Origin of the sequence: Mucilaginibacter lutimaris, from assembly GCF_042676625.1 — a bacterium.
Classification (GTDB): Bacteria; Bacteroidota; Bacteroidia; order Sphingobacteriales; family Sphingobacteriaceae; genus Mucilaginibacter; species Mucilaginibacter lutimaris.
Genome location: NZ_JBHTIA010000003.1, coordinates 348,635 through 364,016 on the forward strand (window position 1 = coordinate 348,635; position 15,382 = coordinate 364,016).

At 43.0% G+C, this 15,382-nt stretch carries 17 protein-coding genes; 4 read left to right on the forward strand and 13 right to left on the reverse strand.

Annotated elements, in window-relative coordinates:
• Positions 1 to 94: 94 nt before the first annotated feature.
• The 3 genes from ACFQZI_RS02230 to ACFQZI_RS02240 all read right to left on the reverse strand — a co-directional run bounded on the left by ACFQZI_RS02230 (position 95) and on the right by ACFQZI_RS02240 (position 1,338).
• Complete coding sequence (locus tag ACFQZI_RS02230; protein ID WP_377137940.1) at positions 95 to 250, reverse strand: hypothetical protein; 156 nt, start codon at positions 248 to 250, stop codon at positions 95 to 97.
• 109 nt (positions 251 to 359) lie between these two features.
• On the reverse strand, positions 360 to 857 hold the full coding sequence (locus ACFQZI_RS02235) for a hypothetical protein (protein ID WP_377137942.1): 498 nt from the start codon (positions 855 to 857) through the stop codon (positions 360 to 362).
• Entirely contained in the window at positions 838 to 1,338 is a 501-nt protein-coding gene (locus ACFQZI_RS02240; protein ID WP_377137944.1) for a hypothetical protein, read from the reverse strand. Before ACFQZI_RS02240 ends, ACFQZI_RS02235 begins: the two co-directional genes overlap by 20 nt.
• A gap of 196 nt (positions 1,339 to 1,534) precedes the next feature.
• On the opposite strand from ACFQZI_RS02240, the gene ACFQZI_RS02245 reads away from it, so the two are divergent.
• Positions 1,535 to 2,242: a hypothetical protein gene (locus ACFQZI_RS02245; RefSeq protein ID WP_377137946.1), complete on the forward strand. Its 708-nt coding sequence runs from the start codon at positions 1,535 to 1,537 to the stop codon at positions 2,240 to 2,242.
• Positions 2,243 to 2,246: 4 nt separating this feature from the next.
• On the opposite strand, the gene ACFQZI_RS02250 is transcribed toward ACFQZI_RS02245, so the two are convergent.
• The 4 genes from ACFQZI_RS02250 to ACFQZI_RS02265 form a co-directional block, all read right to left on the reverse strand.
• Complete coding sequence (locus tag ACFQZI_RS02250) at positions 2,247 to 2,708, reverse strand: hypothetical protein (protein ID WP_377137948.1); 462 nt, start codon at positions 2,706 to 2,708, stop codon at positions 2,247 to 2,249.
• 117 nt (positions 2,709 to 2,825) lie between these two features.
• Positions 2,826 to 3,815 (reverse strand): MlaD family protein, encoded by a 990-nt coding sequence (locus ACFQZI_RS02255; protein ID WP_377137950.1) that lies wholly within the window; start codon positions 3,813 to 3,815, stop codon positions 2,826 to 2,828.
• An 18-nt stretch (positions 3,816 to 3,833) separates the two neighbouring features.
• Complete coding sequence (locus ACFQZI_RS02260) at positions 3,834 to 4,607, reverse strand: ABC transporter ATP-binding protein (protein ID WP_377137952.1); 774 nt, start codon at positions 4,605 to 4,607, stop codon at positions 3,834 to 3,836.
• Positions 4,608 to 4,610: 3 nt separating this feature from the next.
• The gene (locus ACFQZI_RS02265) at positions 4,611 to 5,420 is read right to left on the reverse strand and encodes an MlaE family ABC transporter permease (RefSeq protein WP_377137954.1); all 810 of its coding nucleotides are present in this window, start codon (positions 5,418 to 5,420) and stop codon (positions 4,611 to 4,613) included.
• A gap of 205 nt (positions 5,421 to 5,625) precedes the next feature.
• Here ACFQZI_RS02265 and ACFQZI_RS02270 point away from each other — a divergent pair, with 205 nt between their 5' ends.
• Together ACFQZI_RS02270 and ACFQZI_RS02275 are read left to right on the forward strand one after the other, a co-directional pair.
• The gene (locus ACFQZI_RS02270; RefSeq protein ID WP_377137955.1) at positions 5,626 to 6,750 is read left to right on the forward strand and encodes a glycoside hydrolase family 26 protein; all 1,125 of its coding nucleotides are present in this window, start codon (positions 5,626 to 5,628) and stop codon (positions 6,748 to 6,750) included.
• Between the two features lie 57 nt (positions 6,751 to 6,807).
• A complete protein-coding gene (locus ACFQZI_RS02275; protein WP_377137957.1) occupies positions 6,808 to 7,077 on the forward strand; it encodes a hypothetical protein in 270 nt (89 codons plus the stop codon).
• Here ACFQZI_RS02275 and ACFQZI_RS02280 read toward each other — a convergent pair whose 3' ends face one another.
• The 3 genes from ACFQZI_RS02280 to ACFQZI_RS02290 all read right to left on the reverse strand — a co-directional run bounded on the left by ACFQZI_RS02280 (position 7,078) and on the right by ACFQZI_RS02290 (position 9,844).
• On the reverse strand, positions 7,078 to 8,226 hold the full coding sequence (locus ACFQZI_RS02280) for an MFS transporter (RefSeq protein ID WP_377137959.1): 1,149 nt from the start codon (positions 8,224 to 8,226) through the stop codon (positions 7,078 to 7,080).
• Positions 8,227 to 8,336: 110 nt separating this feature from the next.
• Positions 8,337 to 9,029, reverse strand: coding sequence for a hypothetical protein (locus ACFQZI_RS02285; protein WP_377137961.1), 693 nt, complete (start codon positions 9,027 to 9,029; stop codon positions 8,337 to 8,339).
• A 110-nt stretch (positions 9,030 to 9,139) separates the two neighbouring features.
• The gene (locus ACFQZI_RS02290) at positions 9,140 to 9,844 is read right to left on the reverse strand and encodes a DsbA family oxidoreductase (protein ID WP_377137963.1); all 705 of its coding nucleotides are present in this window, start codon (positions 9,842 to 9,844) and stop codon (positions 9,140 to 9,142) included.
• Between the two features lie 195 nt (positions 9,845 to 10,039).
• Between ACFQZI_RS02290 and ACFQZI_RS02295 the strand changes: the two genes are divergently transcribed.
• Positions 10,040 to 11,242 (forward strand): DUF3179 domain-containing (seleno)protein, encoded by a 1,203-nt coding sequence (locus tag ACFQZI_RS02295; RefSeq protein WP_377137965.1) that lies wholly within the window; start codon positions 10,040 to 10,042, stop codon positions 11,240 to 11,242.
• 94 nt (positions 11,243 to 11,336) lie between these two features.
• On the opposite strand, the gene ACFQZI_RS02300 is transcribed toward ACFQZI_RS02295, so the two are convergent.
• The 3 genes from ACFQZI_RS02300 to ACFQZI_RS02310 are packed head-to-tail and all read right to left on the reverse strand — an operon-like array spanning position 11,337 to position 15,325.
• Entirely contained in the window at positions 11,337 to 11,543 is a 207-nt protein-coding gene (locus ACFQZI_RS02300; protein ID WP_377137967.1) for a heavy metal-binding domain-containing protein, read from the reverse strand.
• Positions 11,544 to 11,545: 2 nt separating this feature from the next.
• Positions 11,546 to 12,976: a PepSY domain-containing protein gene (locus ACFQZI_RS02305; RefSeq protein WP_377137969.1), complete on the reverse strand. Its 1,431-nt coding sequence runs from the start codon at positions 12,974 to 12,976 to the stop codon at positions 11,546 to 11,548.
• 3 nt (positions 12,977 to 12,979) lie between these two features.
• The gene (locus ACFQZI_RS02310) at positions 12,980 to 15,325 is read right to left on the reverse strand and encodes a TonB-dependent receptor (protein WP_377137971.1); all 2,346 of its coding nucleotides are present in this window, start codon (positions 15,323 to 15,325) and stop codon (positions 12,980 to 12,982) included.
• Positions 15,326 to 15,382 lie beyond the last annotated feature (57 nt).

Sequence of the window (15,382 nt, forward strand, 5' to 3'; positions counted from 1 at the left end):
GGCGCTGCAACAATATATTGATCTGGTAAGCGGCTTATATTTGAATGATAATATTAACAAAGAGAGCGCCTTAAAGGCGCTCTCTTTGTTTGATCTATTTTTTAAGCGATTTTATTGTTTTGCGTTCGGCATTTTTTACCTCGTCTTTTTCGCTTAAGGGTCTGTCTGTTTCCAACTCGTGGTTAGCAGTTGAAGCTGATTTGGTGGTGGCTTTTTTTGTAGTAGCCGGCTTGCTTTGTGATGTTGCCATATTATATCCTCCTGGTTAAATAACTTTAAGAGATATAAAAAGTTTATAAAAATTAATTTTTAAGCGCGTTTAAACACCTATTCCTGTGCGTGAAAGTTGAAATAGTAAATTATTTTTTTAACTGGCGGAGCTCAGTCTTAAGCTGGTTAATTTGCTGTTGGGCCTGCCTGTTCTCGAGGTAGAAGTAAATGGCGCACCCCAAAAATATCTTACCCAAAATAAACACCGCCGCAAATACCCATTTCCATGCCTTATGCACTTTCATGTAGCTGTTAGCAGCTTCTACTTCTATGTAGTGCGGGCCGTTATCAGGCTTAGCATATCCATTTTGGTTAGTTTCCTTTGTTTGATTATATAACACTGCATCGCTGGGTTGGCGCATCATGATCTCATCGATGCTGTTAGATATTCTACCCCAGGTGTGCGTGGGAGGGGTTATGGCCATGCTTTGGGCAAGCAGTTCCATATCTTTCTCTAATTCCTCAAGTGCGTTGTTTACCTCAGGATACTTCGTTTTCATTTGCAGCAGTTCCTGTACCTCTTGTTCGGAGGCAGAACCTGTTACATATGCTTCCAATATGCCGCTATTAATGTACTGCTGTATCATTACGGTTTTTCCTGATAATAGTGAACGATTCTCTCAATAGTTGCCTTATGGCGTCTTCTGTTTTATTTAATTCTGTAGCTAAGTTAGCAGTTGTTTTACCGTGGTAGTGTACACCACAAAAAACAAGTTGCTGTTCCTTATCCATCATGTCTATAAACTTATTGCCGGTTATAGCTTTTTTAGAAGTTATTTCAGCTTCATCAGTACAATCTTCAACCGTGCTTATAAATGACGATAACTTTTTACGGGTAAGTTGCTGCAAACGCAGGAATGAATTTGCGCCGGGTGCCAGTATTTCTTCAATATCTGTATGCTGCAGGTCGTTAAAAATCTCTACAAGATATTGTTCGGCAACGTTGATCTCTTTTACAACCTCTTTAATGTAACCCAAAAGCATAGCTCCATACTTGGCGTACAAACTCTGCTTGCTTTGTTTAATGGCGGGCGATGAAGCTTCAGTATATGTTAACTGCTGTTTCAAGTTTAATCAGTTGGTTTAATAAGGGTCTGCAAAGGTATATAATCACCCTAAAGATATTTAAAAACAAGGTATAGTTAAAAAAATTTCTTTAATAGTTGTTCTTTTTGTGCCCAAACGGGTGATTTATAAAATGTTAATTAACGTTAAATACGCATTTGCCTTAAGTAAGTATGGCCGGTTTTGTATAGTTTTAAGCATGCAACGCTGCCTTATCATTTTCGCGTTTTTGATATCAACCTCAGCTCGGGCCCAATTTATTTTAAAAGGGCGTGTATTTGAGAACAAAACCCGCATTGGCCTGGCAGGGATACGTGTAGATAATTTAAACAACAATAAAACCACACTTACCAATAATACCGGTAATTTTGCAATCCCTGCCAAAAACGGCGATATGCTTGTTTTTAAAGGCTTTGCCTACCAGGTTGATACCCTGGTGTTGACGAAGATGAATGAACAGGAAATTTTTATGGAACCTGTTACTAACCAGCTTAACCAGGTAAATATTAATACTACCGTAACTAAAAACTTTAATACCTATTATGACCCGCTTTACCATGGCCAGCCGGTAGTTTACCAACGCGACCGGGAGCAAAGGCCTGTGGGAGGCATTATATGGCGCTTGTGGTGGTGGAAAAAAGATGAAAATAAAAAATCCAAACTTGAAAAGTTACAACAAAAATTTGCTGTGATGGATAAGATACAGGCGGTGTTTCAACCCGGCATCATTGCTCAGTATATTCCTCTAACGGGAGAGGACCTGAATAATTTTATAACCCTGTATACCCCAACCCCCAAAATAGTAACCGAAAAAGATTTTAACCTGGTCAATTACCTTAACGAGTGCTTAAAAAAGTATGAGAAGCTACCGCCAGATAAACGCCAGCCACCAAAGCTTACCGAGTGATTATTTATAACGCAATACCACTGCTATAAGTGAAAGCGTCATTAAAAGCACCTGTAAATTGTGGTATAACAACAGGAAGTTTATCAGCATTTTTGCGGATGTAATGCCCCGCAATACCTGTTAACAATGCCGCTGCACCCCCTATCAGCATACCTTTAAAAATACTCTGTTTATTCTTACGGAACACTGCTGCCCCTGCAAAAGCACCTGATGCAACATGCCAACCTAACTGGCGCATGTCTAAAATATCTGTCGCTTTCCTTAATCTCCTTCTTTCATTCTCGGCCGCAGAAAATAAAGAAGTTGCTATACTGGTTATAGGCGATTGAGCAAACCTGATTATGCTTAGCGGACTGGAGTAATATCCATTGCTGTAATAATTAGCTATAGCCGGTGCGGCACTGGCACGTACGCCTGCTACTGCGCCTAATCCTAAAGTTTGCCAAACTGGTCTGTTGCTTTGCATAGTGTTTTGTTCTGATATATAAGCAACAGGGGAGTGAGTGGATGGTTTGGGATAATCCATTAATCTGCGAACTGTATCAAACAAAAAAAGCGATGATCAACATCGCTTTTCAAATTTTTACATCGCTTTTTTAATACTATCCTGTTTGGCCTTCTCCTTTTTCTTGAAGAATCCGCGGAGCAAAAAGTTATGTTGCACTGCTTCCAGGTCATCATTTAACTTAACTGAGCTCTGCTGTAGGTAATTAAGCGTACTCTGTACTTTTACCGCCGCTTTAGGGTCGTTTAAAAGCACTCCAAGGGCGTTATCGGTTGTATTTAGTTTATTGCTTGCCTTGTTAAGGTTATCGGTTAAAATGCTGGCATTATCTGCAGCCTCTTTTAAACGGCCAACCGATGCGCGGATTCTGTTAAAGGTAACAGTATCGGTAAGCAGGTTATCTGCAAAGCCGCCTTTTGTATTCATTTTATTGCTAAAGCTATTCAGTTGCGACGACATTTTGGCCGCGTTTTGTGTTGCGGCCTGTAAGTTGCGCATAGTTTGTTTTAACTGGTTACCCATAGTGCTGTCGGCTAATAAGGCCCCAACTGTGCCCTTACCTGCCAGTATCTGGTGACTAAGCGCTTTAAAATCGGTAGTAATAGCCAGCAGGTTCTGGTTGTTTTGCTGTAAGGTTTTAAGCACATCGTCGGTAGATAGCATTTTTTCCGACTGTAAAACCGCGCCGTCCTGTATTGGCGGTGCCTGCGGCGAACCACCATCAATTACGATGATCTTGTTACCGATCAATCCATCGCTGCTGATGCGTACACCCGCATTACGGTGTATGTATGGCTGCGAGCTCGATTCAATGCTCATGATCACGTCCACCTGCGAAGGGCCGGTAAAATGGATATTTTTAATGGTACCAACCTTAACGCCCGAGAACCAAACATTGTTACCTTTCTTTAAACCCGCAACGTCATTAAATATCGAGCTGATGGTTATGCTTTTAACAAAGGTTTTTTGCTGACCGCCAAGCGTAAGTATACCTATTACAAAAACGGCCACGCCGAGTAGGACAAATACGCCTACAGTTATCGATCTTCTATTTTCTGCTGCATCCATTATATAGGGTACTAATATCTATTGTATAAAATTATAATCATAAAAGGGTGTAACACGCGGGTCGGTGGTGTTAAACACCTCGTCAAACGTGCCCACACGTTGAAACTGCCCGTCTAAAAGCATCGCGACACGGTCGCCGGTCATCTTAGCACAGGTAAGGTCGTGCGTTATAATGATGGATGAGGTGTTATAGCGTTGCTGCACCTCGTTTATCAATTCGTTTATTTCAATACAGGTAATCGGGTCGAGACCGGCTGTTGGCTCATCATACATCATTATTTCCGGGTTTAGTATCAGCGTACGGGCAATGCCAATACGTTTACGCTGCCCGCCCGAAAGCTCTGATGGCATCTGGTTAATAGTTTGCGAAAGGCTAACGGCCTCCAAAACCTCGGCCACTTTCTTGTCTATCTCGGCCCGGGTAATTCCTTTACGGTTGCGCACCAGCGGAAACTCCAGGTTCTTACGCACCGTCATACTATCATATAATGCACTATTCTGGAAAGAGAATCCAATACGGATGCGCAGTTCCTCAAGTTCTTTTTCACTAATGGTAGTAACCTCTTTACCTAAAACTTCTATTGTGCCTGCATCAGGGCTTAAAAGGCCTGATATAAGTTTAATTAATACCGATTTACCGGTACCCGAACGGCCAAGCACTACCAGGTTTTCGCCCTGAAAAAGGTCGAGGTCTATACCGCGCAGCACATCGTAATCCGCGAATGATTTTTCAACCCCGCGTAGTTTTACTACTGCGTTAGTCCTGTCAATATTTGCCTTTTGCTTTTCCATAACTTAGCGGAACCATCCGGCTATCTGTACAATTAAAACTTCTTCAATAAATACCAGGAACATAGCCGTTACTACCGCGCCATTTGCCGCCTTACCAACACCCTCTGTGCCTTTGGTAGAGTTATATCCCTGATAGCATCCCACAATACCAATTGTAAAACCAAATACAATAGCCTTACTTAACGATGCCCAAAAATCAACAAAAGTAAGGGGCTCAAATGCCTGCTCCATAAAAGTAGCGTAGCTGGTGCCTTCATTTTGGCTAACGTTTAAGTATCCGCCCAGAAGCGCGATAAACGCAACATAGGTAGCTAGCAGCGGTATAGTTATAGTGGTAGCGATAACCCGGGTACAAACCAAAAATTTAAAGGGTTTTGTGCCCGATACCTCCATGGCATCTATTTGCTCCGTAACACGCATAGAACCAAGCTCGGCACCAATACTTGATCCTACTTTACCGGCCGCTATAAGCGCCGTAACCAGCGGTGCAAGGGCTTTCATGATAGCGATGGAAACCAGCGACGGTAACCACGACTCGGCACCAAAATTGGTTAAAGAGGGGCGGCTTTGTTTGGTAAATATTACCCCAACAATGAAGCCGGTAAGCGTGATCAGGGTAAACGACCTAACGCCCGTTTCATAACATTGCCTTACAACTTCCCTAAACTCGTAAGGAGGTAAAAAAACTTCTTTAAAAAAGCGCAGGATAAAAACATATATCCTGTGCAGCATTAAAAAGAATTCTGCCAGTTTACTCCGCGTTTGTATAAAACGTTTAGGTGCAGGTTTTGAAGATGTATCTACGCTATCCATTAATTGGGCAAAGGTATAACTTATGTAAGATATAGATACTTGAATGCCCCATTTTGTTTTAAAAAGATATTCAGTATAATGTAATAATTATGCTTAAAAGGCACTATTTACATGTTACAAAACGCATGGCTATAACTTAACAAACAAAGCATAATAGTACAGGCACAATAATTTTGTGGTAATTTAGGGCATTGTATATTTAATTATGAAAAGCATTTACCGTAACGGCTTAATTATAATATTATTAATATGTAATGCTCCTGCTATGGCACAACTATATAACCCTTGCGATAAACAGGCTACGCACGAGACACGGCAGCTATATTACAGTATGCAACGTTTAGTTAGCGCGGGTACTATTTTTGGCCATCACGACGATACTGCTTACGGGATAGGGTGGTGTTACGAGGAGGGGCGATCTGATGTGAAAAGTGTAACCGGATCATACCCCGCATTATACGGGTGGGATCTTGCCAAGATTGAGCATGACAGTACCCGGGATATTAACGGAATGCTTTTTAAACAGCAAAAGAAGCTGGTACGCGAAGCCTACAGCCGTGGGGGCATCAATACCTTTTGCTGGCATATGGATAACCCAACCAACGGTAAAACTGCCTGGGACACTACCAACCGCACCATAAAAGATATTTTACCAGGCGGTGCATATCATGATACTTACGTAAAATGGCTGGAAAAAGGCGCCAATCACCTGGCCGATCTGAGAGGGGAAAACGGAGAGCCGATACCCATTTTATTTCGACCGTTTCATGAACTCACCGGCAACTGGTTTTGGTGGTGCGCCAACACCAGCACACCCGCGGAATTTATAGAACTTTGGCGGTTTACCATTAATTACCTGCGCGATACTAAAAAACTGCATAACCTGCTCATTGTATACTCGGCGGCAGATTTTAATAGTGAGGCAGATTTTATGCTGCGTTACCCCGGTAATGATTATACCGATTTTATTGGCTTTGATAACTACTGTTACCAGGATGTTGAGGATTACCGGCAAAAGCTGGATATGCGCCTGGGGATAGTTGATGCTGTTGCTGCCAAAACACATAAGCTGGCTTGCCTGCCCGAAACAGGTTATGAACAAATACCACAAGCCGACTGGTGGACAAAAGTATTATTACCCACACTTGCCGGGCACAAAGCATCCTATGTAATGGCCTGGCGCAACGGCCGTCCCGATCATTATTATGTACCATACCCCGGCCAAATTAGCGAGCAGGATTTTAAGAAGTTTTTTGCCGATGGCAGGGTTATTTTTGAAGATAGGCTGGCCCGCTTAGGGGTTTATGGCAGATATATATCGGCACCATAGTTTCCGGTCAATAAAACTTAATGTGAGGTAACCTGTTTAATAAGCAAATTGTATATTATGAATGCTTATCAGCAAAAGTGGTTGGATGTATTACAGGGCGCCGGCCTAAAGGACTGGAAGATAGAGGCACGTGGCGAAGATATTGCTATAGATATGCCCCATGTTACCGATCTGAAACTGATCAGAGACAACCTGCCTGCCACATTAGGCGCTATATCACTGGATATTAACCTGCCGCACGAGCGCCTTAAGTTTATATTTCATAATGGTTACGAGAACTTTGAGTACGTGCTTAACCCTAACGAAGCAGACCTGACAAAGGAGTAATTATATTTTTGCCTTAGTAGCAAAAATGGTTACGCAAAGCCCCATTACAGCTATAAGGGTAAATGATGCCTTTAGCGTAGCTATGCCGGCCACAAATCCAATTACAGGAGGACCAATTAAAAAGCCTGCGAAACTAATGGTAGACACCGCGGCCAATGCTACCCCGGGCGACATGGTTTTTGATTTACCTGCTGCGCTGTAAACCAATGGCACAACAGACGATACACCGAAGCCTACCAGTAAAAAGCCAAAAATAGCTGTATAAATATACGGGAATGCCACAGCTATAAGCAAACCTGTTGCGGTAAGCATCCCGCTTATTTGCAGGGTGCGTTTAAGCCCGAAGCGATGCGCGAATTTATCGGCCACGAAACGGCCGGTAGCCATGGTAAACATAAACGCGGTGTAGCCGGCACCCATTAAGGCGCTTTGGGCAAGTACTACTTTTTTAAAGTAAATAACACTCCAATCAAACATGGCACCCTCGCATATCATCGAACAAAAGGCGATGAGGCCTAATTTAATAAGCGAATTATCGGGCATTACAAATACAGGGCCGGTGCTGGTTGGCTTATCGTTTTTAAGATAGCGCGAAGTAAATATCACTACTACAATTACCAGCGCCATTATAAGGCTAAAATGTTTGAACGGAATTACCTGCTTGCCAATCATGAACGTACCTATGGCGGCGCCTGTAAAACCGGCCAAACTCCATAAGCCATGGAAAGATGCAAGAATAGGGCGTTGGTAAAGCTCTTCGGCAGCTACGGCCTGGGTATTAACAGCTATGTTTACAGCATTGCTCGAAAAGCCAAACAGCAGTAAGCAAGCAATTAATTGAACCGCGTTTTGCGCTATGCCTAATGATACCAGCGAAAGGCTATATACTACTAAAGCGCTTATAAGCAGTTTGCGGCTGCCTATACGGGTAATTATCCATCCCGAGAATGGAAGGGAACACATGAGCCCAACCGGCAGCGCGAATAACACGCCCCCAAGCCCGGCATCGCTTAAGTTAAGGTTTTGTTGTATGGTGGCTATGCGCGATGCCCAACTGGCAAAGCAAATGCCCGCCATAAAAAACATGGCACCCACCGCCATGCGTAATGTTGTGCGCGAAAAATTATAAACCGGGGTTATTGCTTCCAAAATTATGATGGTAACTTTGTGTAATTATTACACTAATACGCAAAGTTACTATCTTAATTCCATTAAAAAAACCTGTGTAATAAGCAGGCTTCTGTAACTGATATATAAGGTTATTTGCTGATATTAAATGACCCTAAAACGTGCTTGTAAGTTGTTGTTCCATCGGTCATATCAAGGCTAAAAGTTCCTTTGATAGTTCCTTTACCTGTACTTTGGTTAAAGGAAGACTCGGTTACCTTTACTTTGCCAATAGAGAGTGGATCCATGTAATAGTTTTCGGTTTGCAAAGCAAAAAGATCATAGGTGCCTACCGCTGTATCTGTAAGGCCGAATGTAATTATAGATGATTGGCTTTCAATAGCGCCTACAGTTATAAATCCCATTAAGGCTGTTATAGAAACATTGTTTTTGTAGGTTTTAATTGCACCGCCCGCGGTATACCTAATTTGGATGGTGTTTGTTGCACCAACAGGCAGGCCATCTCCTGTGTTTTCAGTGCCAGTACCGGGGTTTGTTCCAGTACCAGTACCAGGGTTTGTACCTGTGCCGGGATTTGTGCCAGTACCAGTTCCCGGGTTTGTCCCTGTTCCGGGATTTGTGCCAGTTCCGGTTCCCGGGTTTGTCCCTGTTCCAGTACCCGGGTTTGTACCCGTGCCAGTTCCATTATCTGTACCGGTAGCAGGTTTGGGTTTACCAACAGTAGAAACGGTACCCTCGGGATATACCGGTGCGTCAACTTTACATCCGCCAATTGCGAACGCCAGAACAAGAACTATAAATAGTTTGGAGTAGAGTTTATTCATATAGTTATTCAATTAATCAGGGTATAAATATAAAATATATTTCGGGCTAATTAATGCGCAGCGCTAATAAATTTCTTACCTATACTGCTGATTAATATATGAGTTAACTCTTAGCAGTCGCCATCAGGTCCGCATGCCGGGCCTTCAATAACATCCAATTTGGGTTTGTTTTGCTCATCGTGCCATTCACCAAAAGCCTTTTCTAAGGTTTGAGTGAATACCGGTACCGCCTGGGCGCCGGATACACCATATTTATTGTTCATTACAAAAAATGGCACACCCTGGATGCCTAAATATTGCGCTTCGGCAATATCGTGCTTCACGTTATCGGCAAAGGCATCAGTGGCAAGTGTTTGTTTTACTTCGTCGGCAGACAGGCCGATAGACGCGCCAAGTTCTGCGAGCGTATCAACATCATCCATGTTTTTGCCATCTGTAAAATAGGCCTTAAAAAGTGCTTCTTCGGCGGCATCACCCAGATGGTGTGTTTTGGCAAGATGCGTAAAACGGTGGGCGTTAAAGCTGTTGGCTACAACGGCTTTATGCATGTTATAAGTAAGGCCAACTTCGGCGGCCATTTCCGTAACATGGTTGTTCATTTGCCGGGCATATTCCAAAGTCCACCCTTTAGCATCTGCCAGGTACTGGCTGATGTTCACCGAAGGATCAGTAACCATATCTGGGTTAAGCTGAAAGCTCTTCCATTCGATCTCTACTTGGTCTTTATGCTTAAATTGTTGTAATGCATCTTCAAAACGGCGTTTGCCAATATAGCAAAACGGGCACATTACATCACTCCAGATCTCGATCTTCATTATTTTCAAATTTTCATAAAATTACGGGTATTGGCGGTTAATAACGTAAGCACAAAGTCAAAAACAAAGCCGATAACCAAAAGGATACTGATAGAAAAATTAATAAAACGCCGTATAGATATTTAAATATCTTTTTTATAATTTAGGCTTAGTAACCTAATTAACTTATACTATAGCAGGCCTTTACGGATAAGCATGAATAAAAAAACTAAACCATTGCTGTTTTGGGCCGGTATTATACTGCTCTTAATTCCGGGGCTTATACATGCTTATTTGTTAATGCCATTCCCCGGCAGCCAGGGTATTAACGCTATTACATTTTGCTATTACCTTGAAAAGGTGATACAGCCGCTACGCATTTTAGGCGCCATATTAATATTGGCCTACCTGGGGCTTTACCTCATAAAAGATAGCACTAAACAAAAAATCATAAAAGTTGGCGTACTGGCCCTGTGCCTTATCAGTTTTTACTTTACTGATAATATGTACAAGGCCGAGATCATGTTTAAAGAGTCGCGCAAAGTGGCATTTGCAAACGCCATAAAAAGCCGCGTACCGCATAGCTATTTGGTAATTGGTGTGGTTTATAAAGGTGTGGCAAAAGCTTATCCTATTATATATTTAGGTTATCACCATAAAGTATTGGATACTATTGCCGGCAAGCCCATATTGGTTACCTACTGCACCATGTGCCGTACCGGCCGTGTTTATAACCCGGTTATCAATGGCAAACTGCAAACCTTTAGGCTGGTTGGGGCAAGGCATTATAATGCCATTATTGAGGACGAAGCCACAAAAAGCTGGTGGTATCAATCTACAGGGAAAGCTGCTGTTGGCAAATTAAAAGGCGCGCAATTAGCCGAGGTGCCTTATGAGCAGTTAACCCTTGGCGCATGGCTTAACAAGTACCCGGGATCGCAAATTTTGCAGCCCGATGCCATTTACAGTAACGATTATGCCGACCTGAAAGACTACGACCGCAAACAGGCGGTTGATAAAGATACCACGCTTCGGAACAAAGATTCGTTGATGCGGAAGAGCTGGATGTTAGGCGTTATTGTTGAAGGCCAGCCCAAGGCCTATGATTGGCGAGCAATGGTGCGTAAACGTACGTATAATGATAAAATTAAAAATACCAGCCTGCTCATAGCTGTTGAAAAGGACAGCATGAACTATCATGCCTGGAACAGTACCGTAAATGGCAAGCCTCTGCATTTCCAGGTGAATGCGGACGGGCACCTTACCGACGATGAAACCTCCTCTATTTGGGATTGGAAAGGACTGTGTACAGCGGGCTCATATAAAGGTAGCCAGTTAGCAACTATACAGGCATACCAGGAGTATTGGCGCTCATGGAAACAATTTCATCCCAATACCCTGTTCTGGAAGGAGGAGTGACTGTTTTAGGTTCCTGAACCCGTGACTCTCAGGATCGCTCAATAAAAACGTCATCCTATGCAAACATAGGATGACGCGTGTATTATGTGGAAAGCTATTTCGTATCCCGTTCCACCAAATCCATCCCACATTTACTGCATGTACCGGGTTTGTCTGATGTTATCTCGGGGTGCATAGTGCAATAATATTTGCCTTTGGGCTTGGCATCTTCAGTTGCTTTGGCATCCTTTGTTGCCAATGAGTTGCATGCCGCAAACCCTAATGATGCTGCTACTGCTAAAATGATAATGGATCTTCTCATAATTATTTGTTTTTAAGAAATGCTGAAAAGCCAAATGCCGATACTACAAATACACCCAGCGCTGCAAGCATGCTTACAATGTCGCGAATGTTTTTACCGGCCCAGCTCATGCCAAAATACTTGTGTAAAAATATAAAAGATAATCCTTCGGCGCGGTCGATTCCTGCAACTTTGGTAGCTAACTGTGAGGTAGTAGTTTCAATATACCAGTTCTCGCCGTTAGGATAGGCCACTTTTTGTACCGGCAGGCGCTTGTTTATAAACCCATACTCGTTATCAAACTGGCGGATTTGGGTGATTGTGCTTTTACCTTTTACCTTTACAGGTGGTTCACCTGCTCTGTAAAAATCACTTAGATAGTTGGCGTAGATAGCGTCGCCATCAGCAAGTTGGTTTCCAGTTGATGTGTTATAGTAGTAAACATTCTTTTTAAAGTCGCTTAGCTGGTAGTAGCAGCTATCTGCATATTTTATCAGTCCGATGGTCTTCATGCTATCCACAGGTAATTGCAGGTTAGAGACGGCGAGGTCTTTTGTGTTGATGACCTGGTTGTACGCTTTAGCCTGCGGTTTTATGTTATGCATTTTAACAACTAAATGAAATGCACCGCTTATAATAAACGTTAACATCACAAAGGAAACAATAAGCCCTAACTGCCTGTGATAGCGATGTATGAAGCGGGTATCAGTCCGATCATCACGCCGGCGATTTTCTGTTGCGGTTTTAAATTTTTTCCAAAACAAACCATATACGGTTAAGCCGGTAAGTAGTGATAAAAGCATCACACTAATAATAACTAGTAGCACTACTATCCTAAATTGCTCGCCGCCTATATCCGACAAAAACTCCCAGGTATGTAGTTGCTCAAAAATGGTTAGCATTACCTTACGGGAATTGTTATTGAACGTGCCCATGCGGCTTTGCAAGGTTTCTACATATACGTCCATGCCATCCGGCCTGTCGAACGCTACTTTCCAAACGGGCAGTAGGTGGTTTATCGGCTGATAACGCGCATCAAAGTTTTTTTGCATAGTGATGCTTTTTACTTTTGATGTGTTATCCTGCGTAAAGTACCGGGCAAGGTAAATGGCGTATTGTTTGTCGCCGTCTTTTAAGAGATCTCCACTCGAGGCTGAATAATAGTTTGTGATGCTATCCTTCCCCAATACCTGGTAGTAAGCCTGGTTATTAAAAGTAATTAACCCAAAATTGATGAATTGGCTTATCGCGTTTTTATCAAGCACCTGTCTGATGGAGAGCGCGGGCTTTACAATTTGTTGTGGTTTGTAGGTTTCCCTCGCAATTGTTGGCCTGAACCAGTTCGACATAAAGGGGTGTGAAAGGCCGCTCAGCGTCCACATCATAACAGGGATAAGGGCTATTAAGCCCAATATCCTGTGCCATTTATAAAAGTTTTGTTTTGCTGTTGCCATAATTTAATGTTTTGCAAATGAATAGCTAAGGCCCAGTGTATAAACCCTTGGCGGAGCGGCGTTATAGGTATCGCCATACTGGTTGCTGGTGACTGTAGTGGCGTAAAGCTTGTTGGTTAAATTAAGTACGTTAAACCAGATGCCCGCCCCTTTCAACAATCCGCTCTTTACATCAAAGCCCGTGCGCAGGTTGAAAATATCGTACCCTGAGTATGTTTTGGTGTTAGCCGGATTTGTAAAATAAGATGCGATGTGCTGCCACTCACCCGCTATTCTGAAGCCGTTGATGTAAGCCGGTTTATAGGTAATTTCTGAGTTGGCTATCCAATTTGGGGCATTGCTCATGCGGTTGCCATTATAAACATTAACCGTACTTGCACCTGTGCTAAAGTTGGTCGCCACTTCATTATAATCTACATACGTATGCCTGGCGTTTGTGCCGCTGAACCTGAACCCTAATTCGCTAACCGGCGCATATGCTACCGAATATTCGATACCGCGATGACGTGTTGCACCGGCATTTTGATTTTGGGTAGTATTATCAGGCAGTAGTTGGTTAATTATCTCATTACGGCCTTCCAGATCATACAAGGTAACCTCCACATACATTTTTTTGTTAAGTGCCGTGAACCAACCGCCTGCCTCGTAGTTGTTAAAAGTTGCTTGTTTAAGCGGGGTAAGCTGTCGTGCGCTGTAAAGGTCGCCAGTTTCCGGTGGTTGGAAACCTACGCTGTAATTGGCATACAAACCTTTGTTATTACCAAAGTTATAGGTAAGCCCAAGCTTTGGCGCTACAATATTGAAATTGTTAGTTTCTTGCTGTTTGTATTTGGTACTGCCGGCAGCTATGCCATTAGTGAAGTTGTAATGGATACGATCATAACGCAGTCCCATTACAATACGCAAAGGCTCGGCAGGTTTAAGTTCGTACTGGGCGTAAGCAGCGGTGTTGAACAATTTGATACGATAATTATCGATGTAACTCCCGGTAGGGGTGTAGCCGGTATAAGTGTTATTGGCAACATCTTTTTGTATATCTAAAAACTTGGCGTAGTAGCTACTTGGGCTGTTATCGGCATATACTCCCAGAATCAACTTTGAATGCAGGAAATCAAAATCTTGCCTGTGCTGAGCCAATAAACCAATACTATGAAAGCTCTGGTCGTTTTCCTGCCCGTTAGAGCTTAGGTAATTGCCCGCGTTGTCCCTTACATCAGATATAAAATAACTTGGCAGTTGCGCGGTAGAATTATTCCTGTAAAACAGCGTGAGGAACGTGCTGCTTTGTGTGTTCCAAGTATGCTCCAGTTTGGTGTTAGCCCTAAAGGCCTTCACCTTACGGTAGGTAAAGCGCTGGTTTGCACCATAAGCGCGACTGTAAAATTTGGCGCTATCCAAACTTCCCGGGGTTTGGGTATTAAGGTAATTATAAGCTGCAGATGTGGTTAAACGGGTAGCGGCATCAAAATCATACGTGGTTTTAAAGTTACCCGAGTATTTGTCAAAGTCGCTGTAATCTTGCCAGCCATCGCGTAATTTGGCAACGTAACCGCCTACATACAGGCCAAATTTGCCTGTGCTAAATCCGCCGTCGGTATCAACCCTACGGTAGTGGTAATTGTCGCCTTGTACCGATACATTACCTGCATACCCCGCCGGCGGGCCTTGTGTAATAAAATTGATGGCCCCTCCAATGGCGTTACTGCCATAAAGTGACGATGCCGGGCCTTTTATCACCTCAATATCGCGCACGCCGCTCATGTTTATTTCGTAAAGCGAATTATGGTTGAATATACCCGTTGGGCGGATCGGCAACCCATCTTCCATATATAAATACAACGCGTTGTAAGTGATGGGCTGGCGTATGGCCATGGTGTGCTGCTCGTTCCCCAGATCAACCATGTAAACGCCGGTTACTTTGTTTAATAACTGGTAAAGGGCGGTAGCCTTAGTATCATGTATTTGGGTGGCGTTAATTTTGCTTATGGCAATTGGCGCATCCTGCCTGGCCTGCCGCTCGCGGCTGGCCGATACAACCACCTGTTGCAGATCTATTGTAGAGGGGTCTAATGTAATTTCTATTGAAGTTGCGTTTGTTAAAGCGTAAAGTTTGTCGTTAAAACCTACCATTTTAAAACGGAGGGTTTTTACGCCATCGGTAGTTATAATAAATTTGCCTTTGGCGTTAGTAGTGGAAAGCATGGTGCCGTTATCGGCATTGCTAATCATTACGCCCTGCACAGCCTCGTGTGTGCGGGCATCGGTAATGGTGCCTGTTAATTTGTTTTGGCCAAAGCATAACATTGGCGCAATACACAACAGGATATATAGTTGCGTAAATAATTTCATAAAAGCGTGTGTAACCTGGTGTATCAACCAGGCATAAATAATTTACAGCGCATGCAA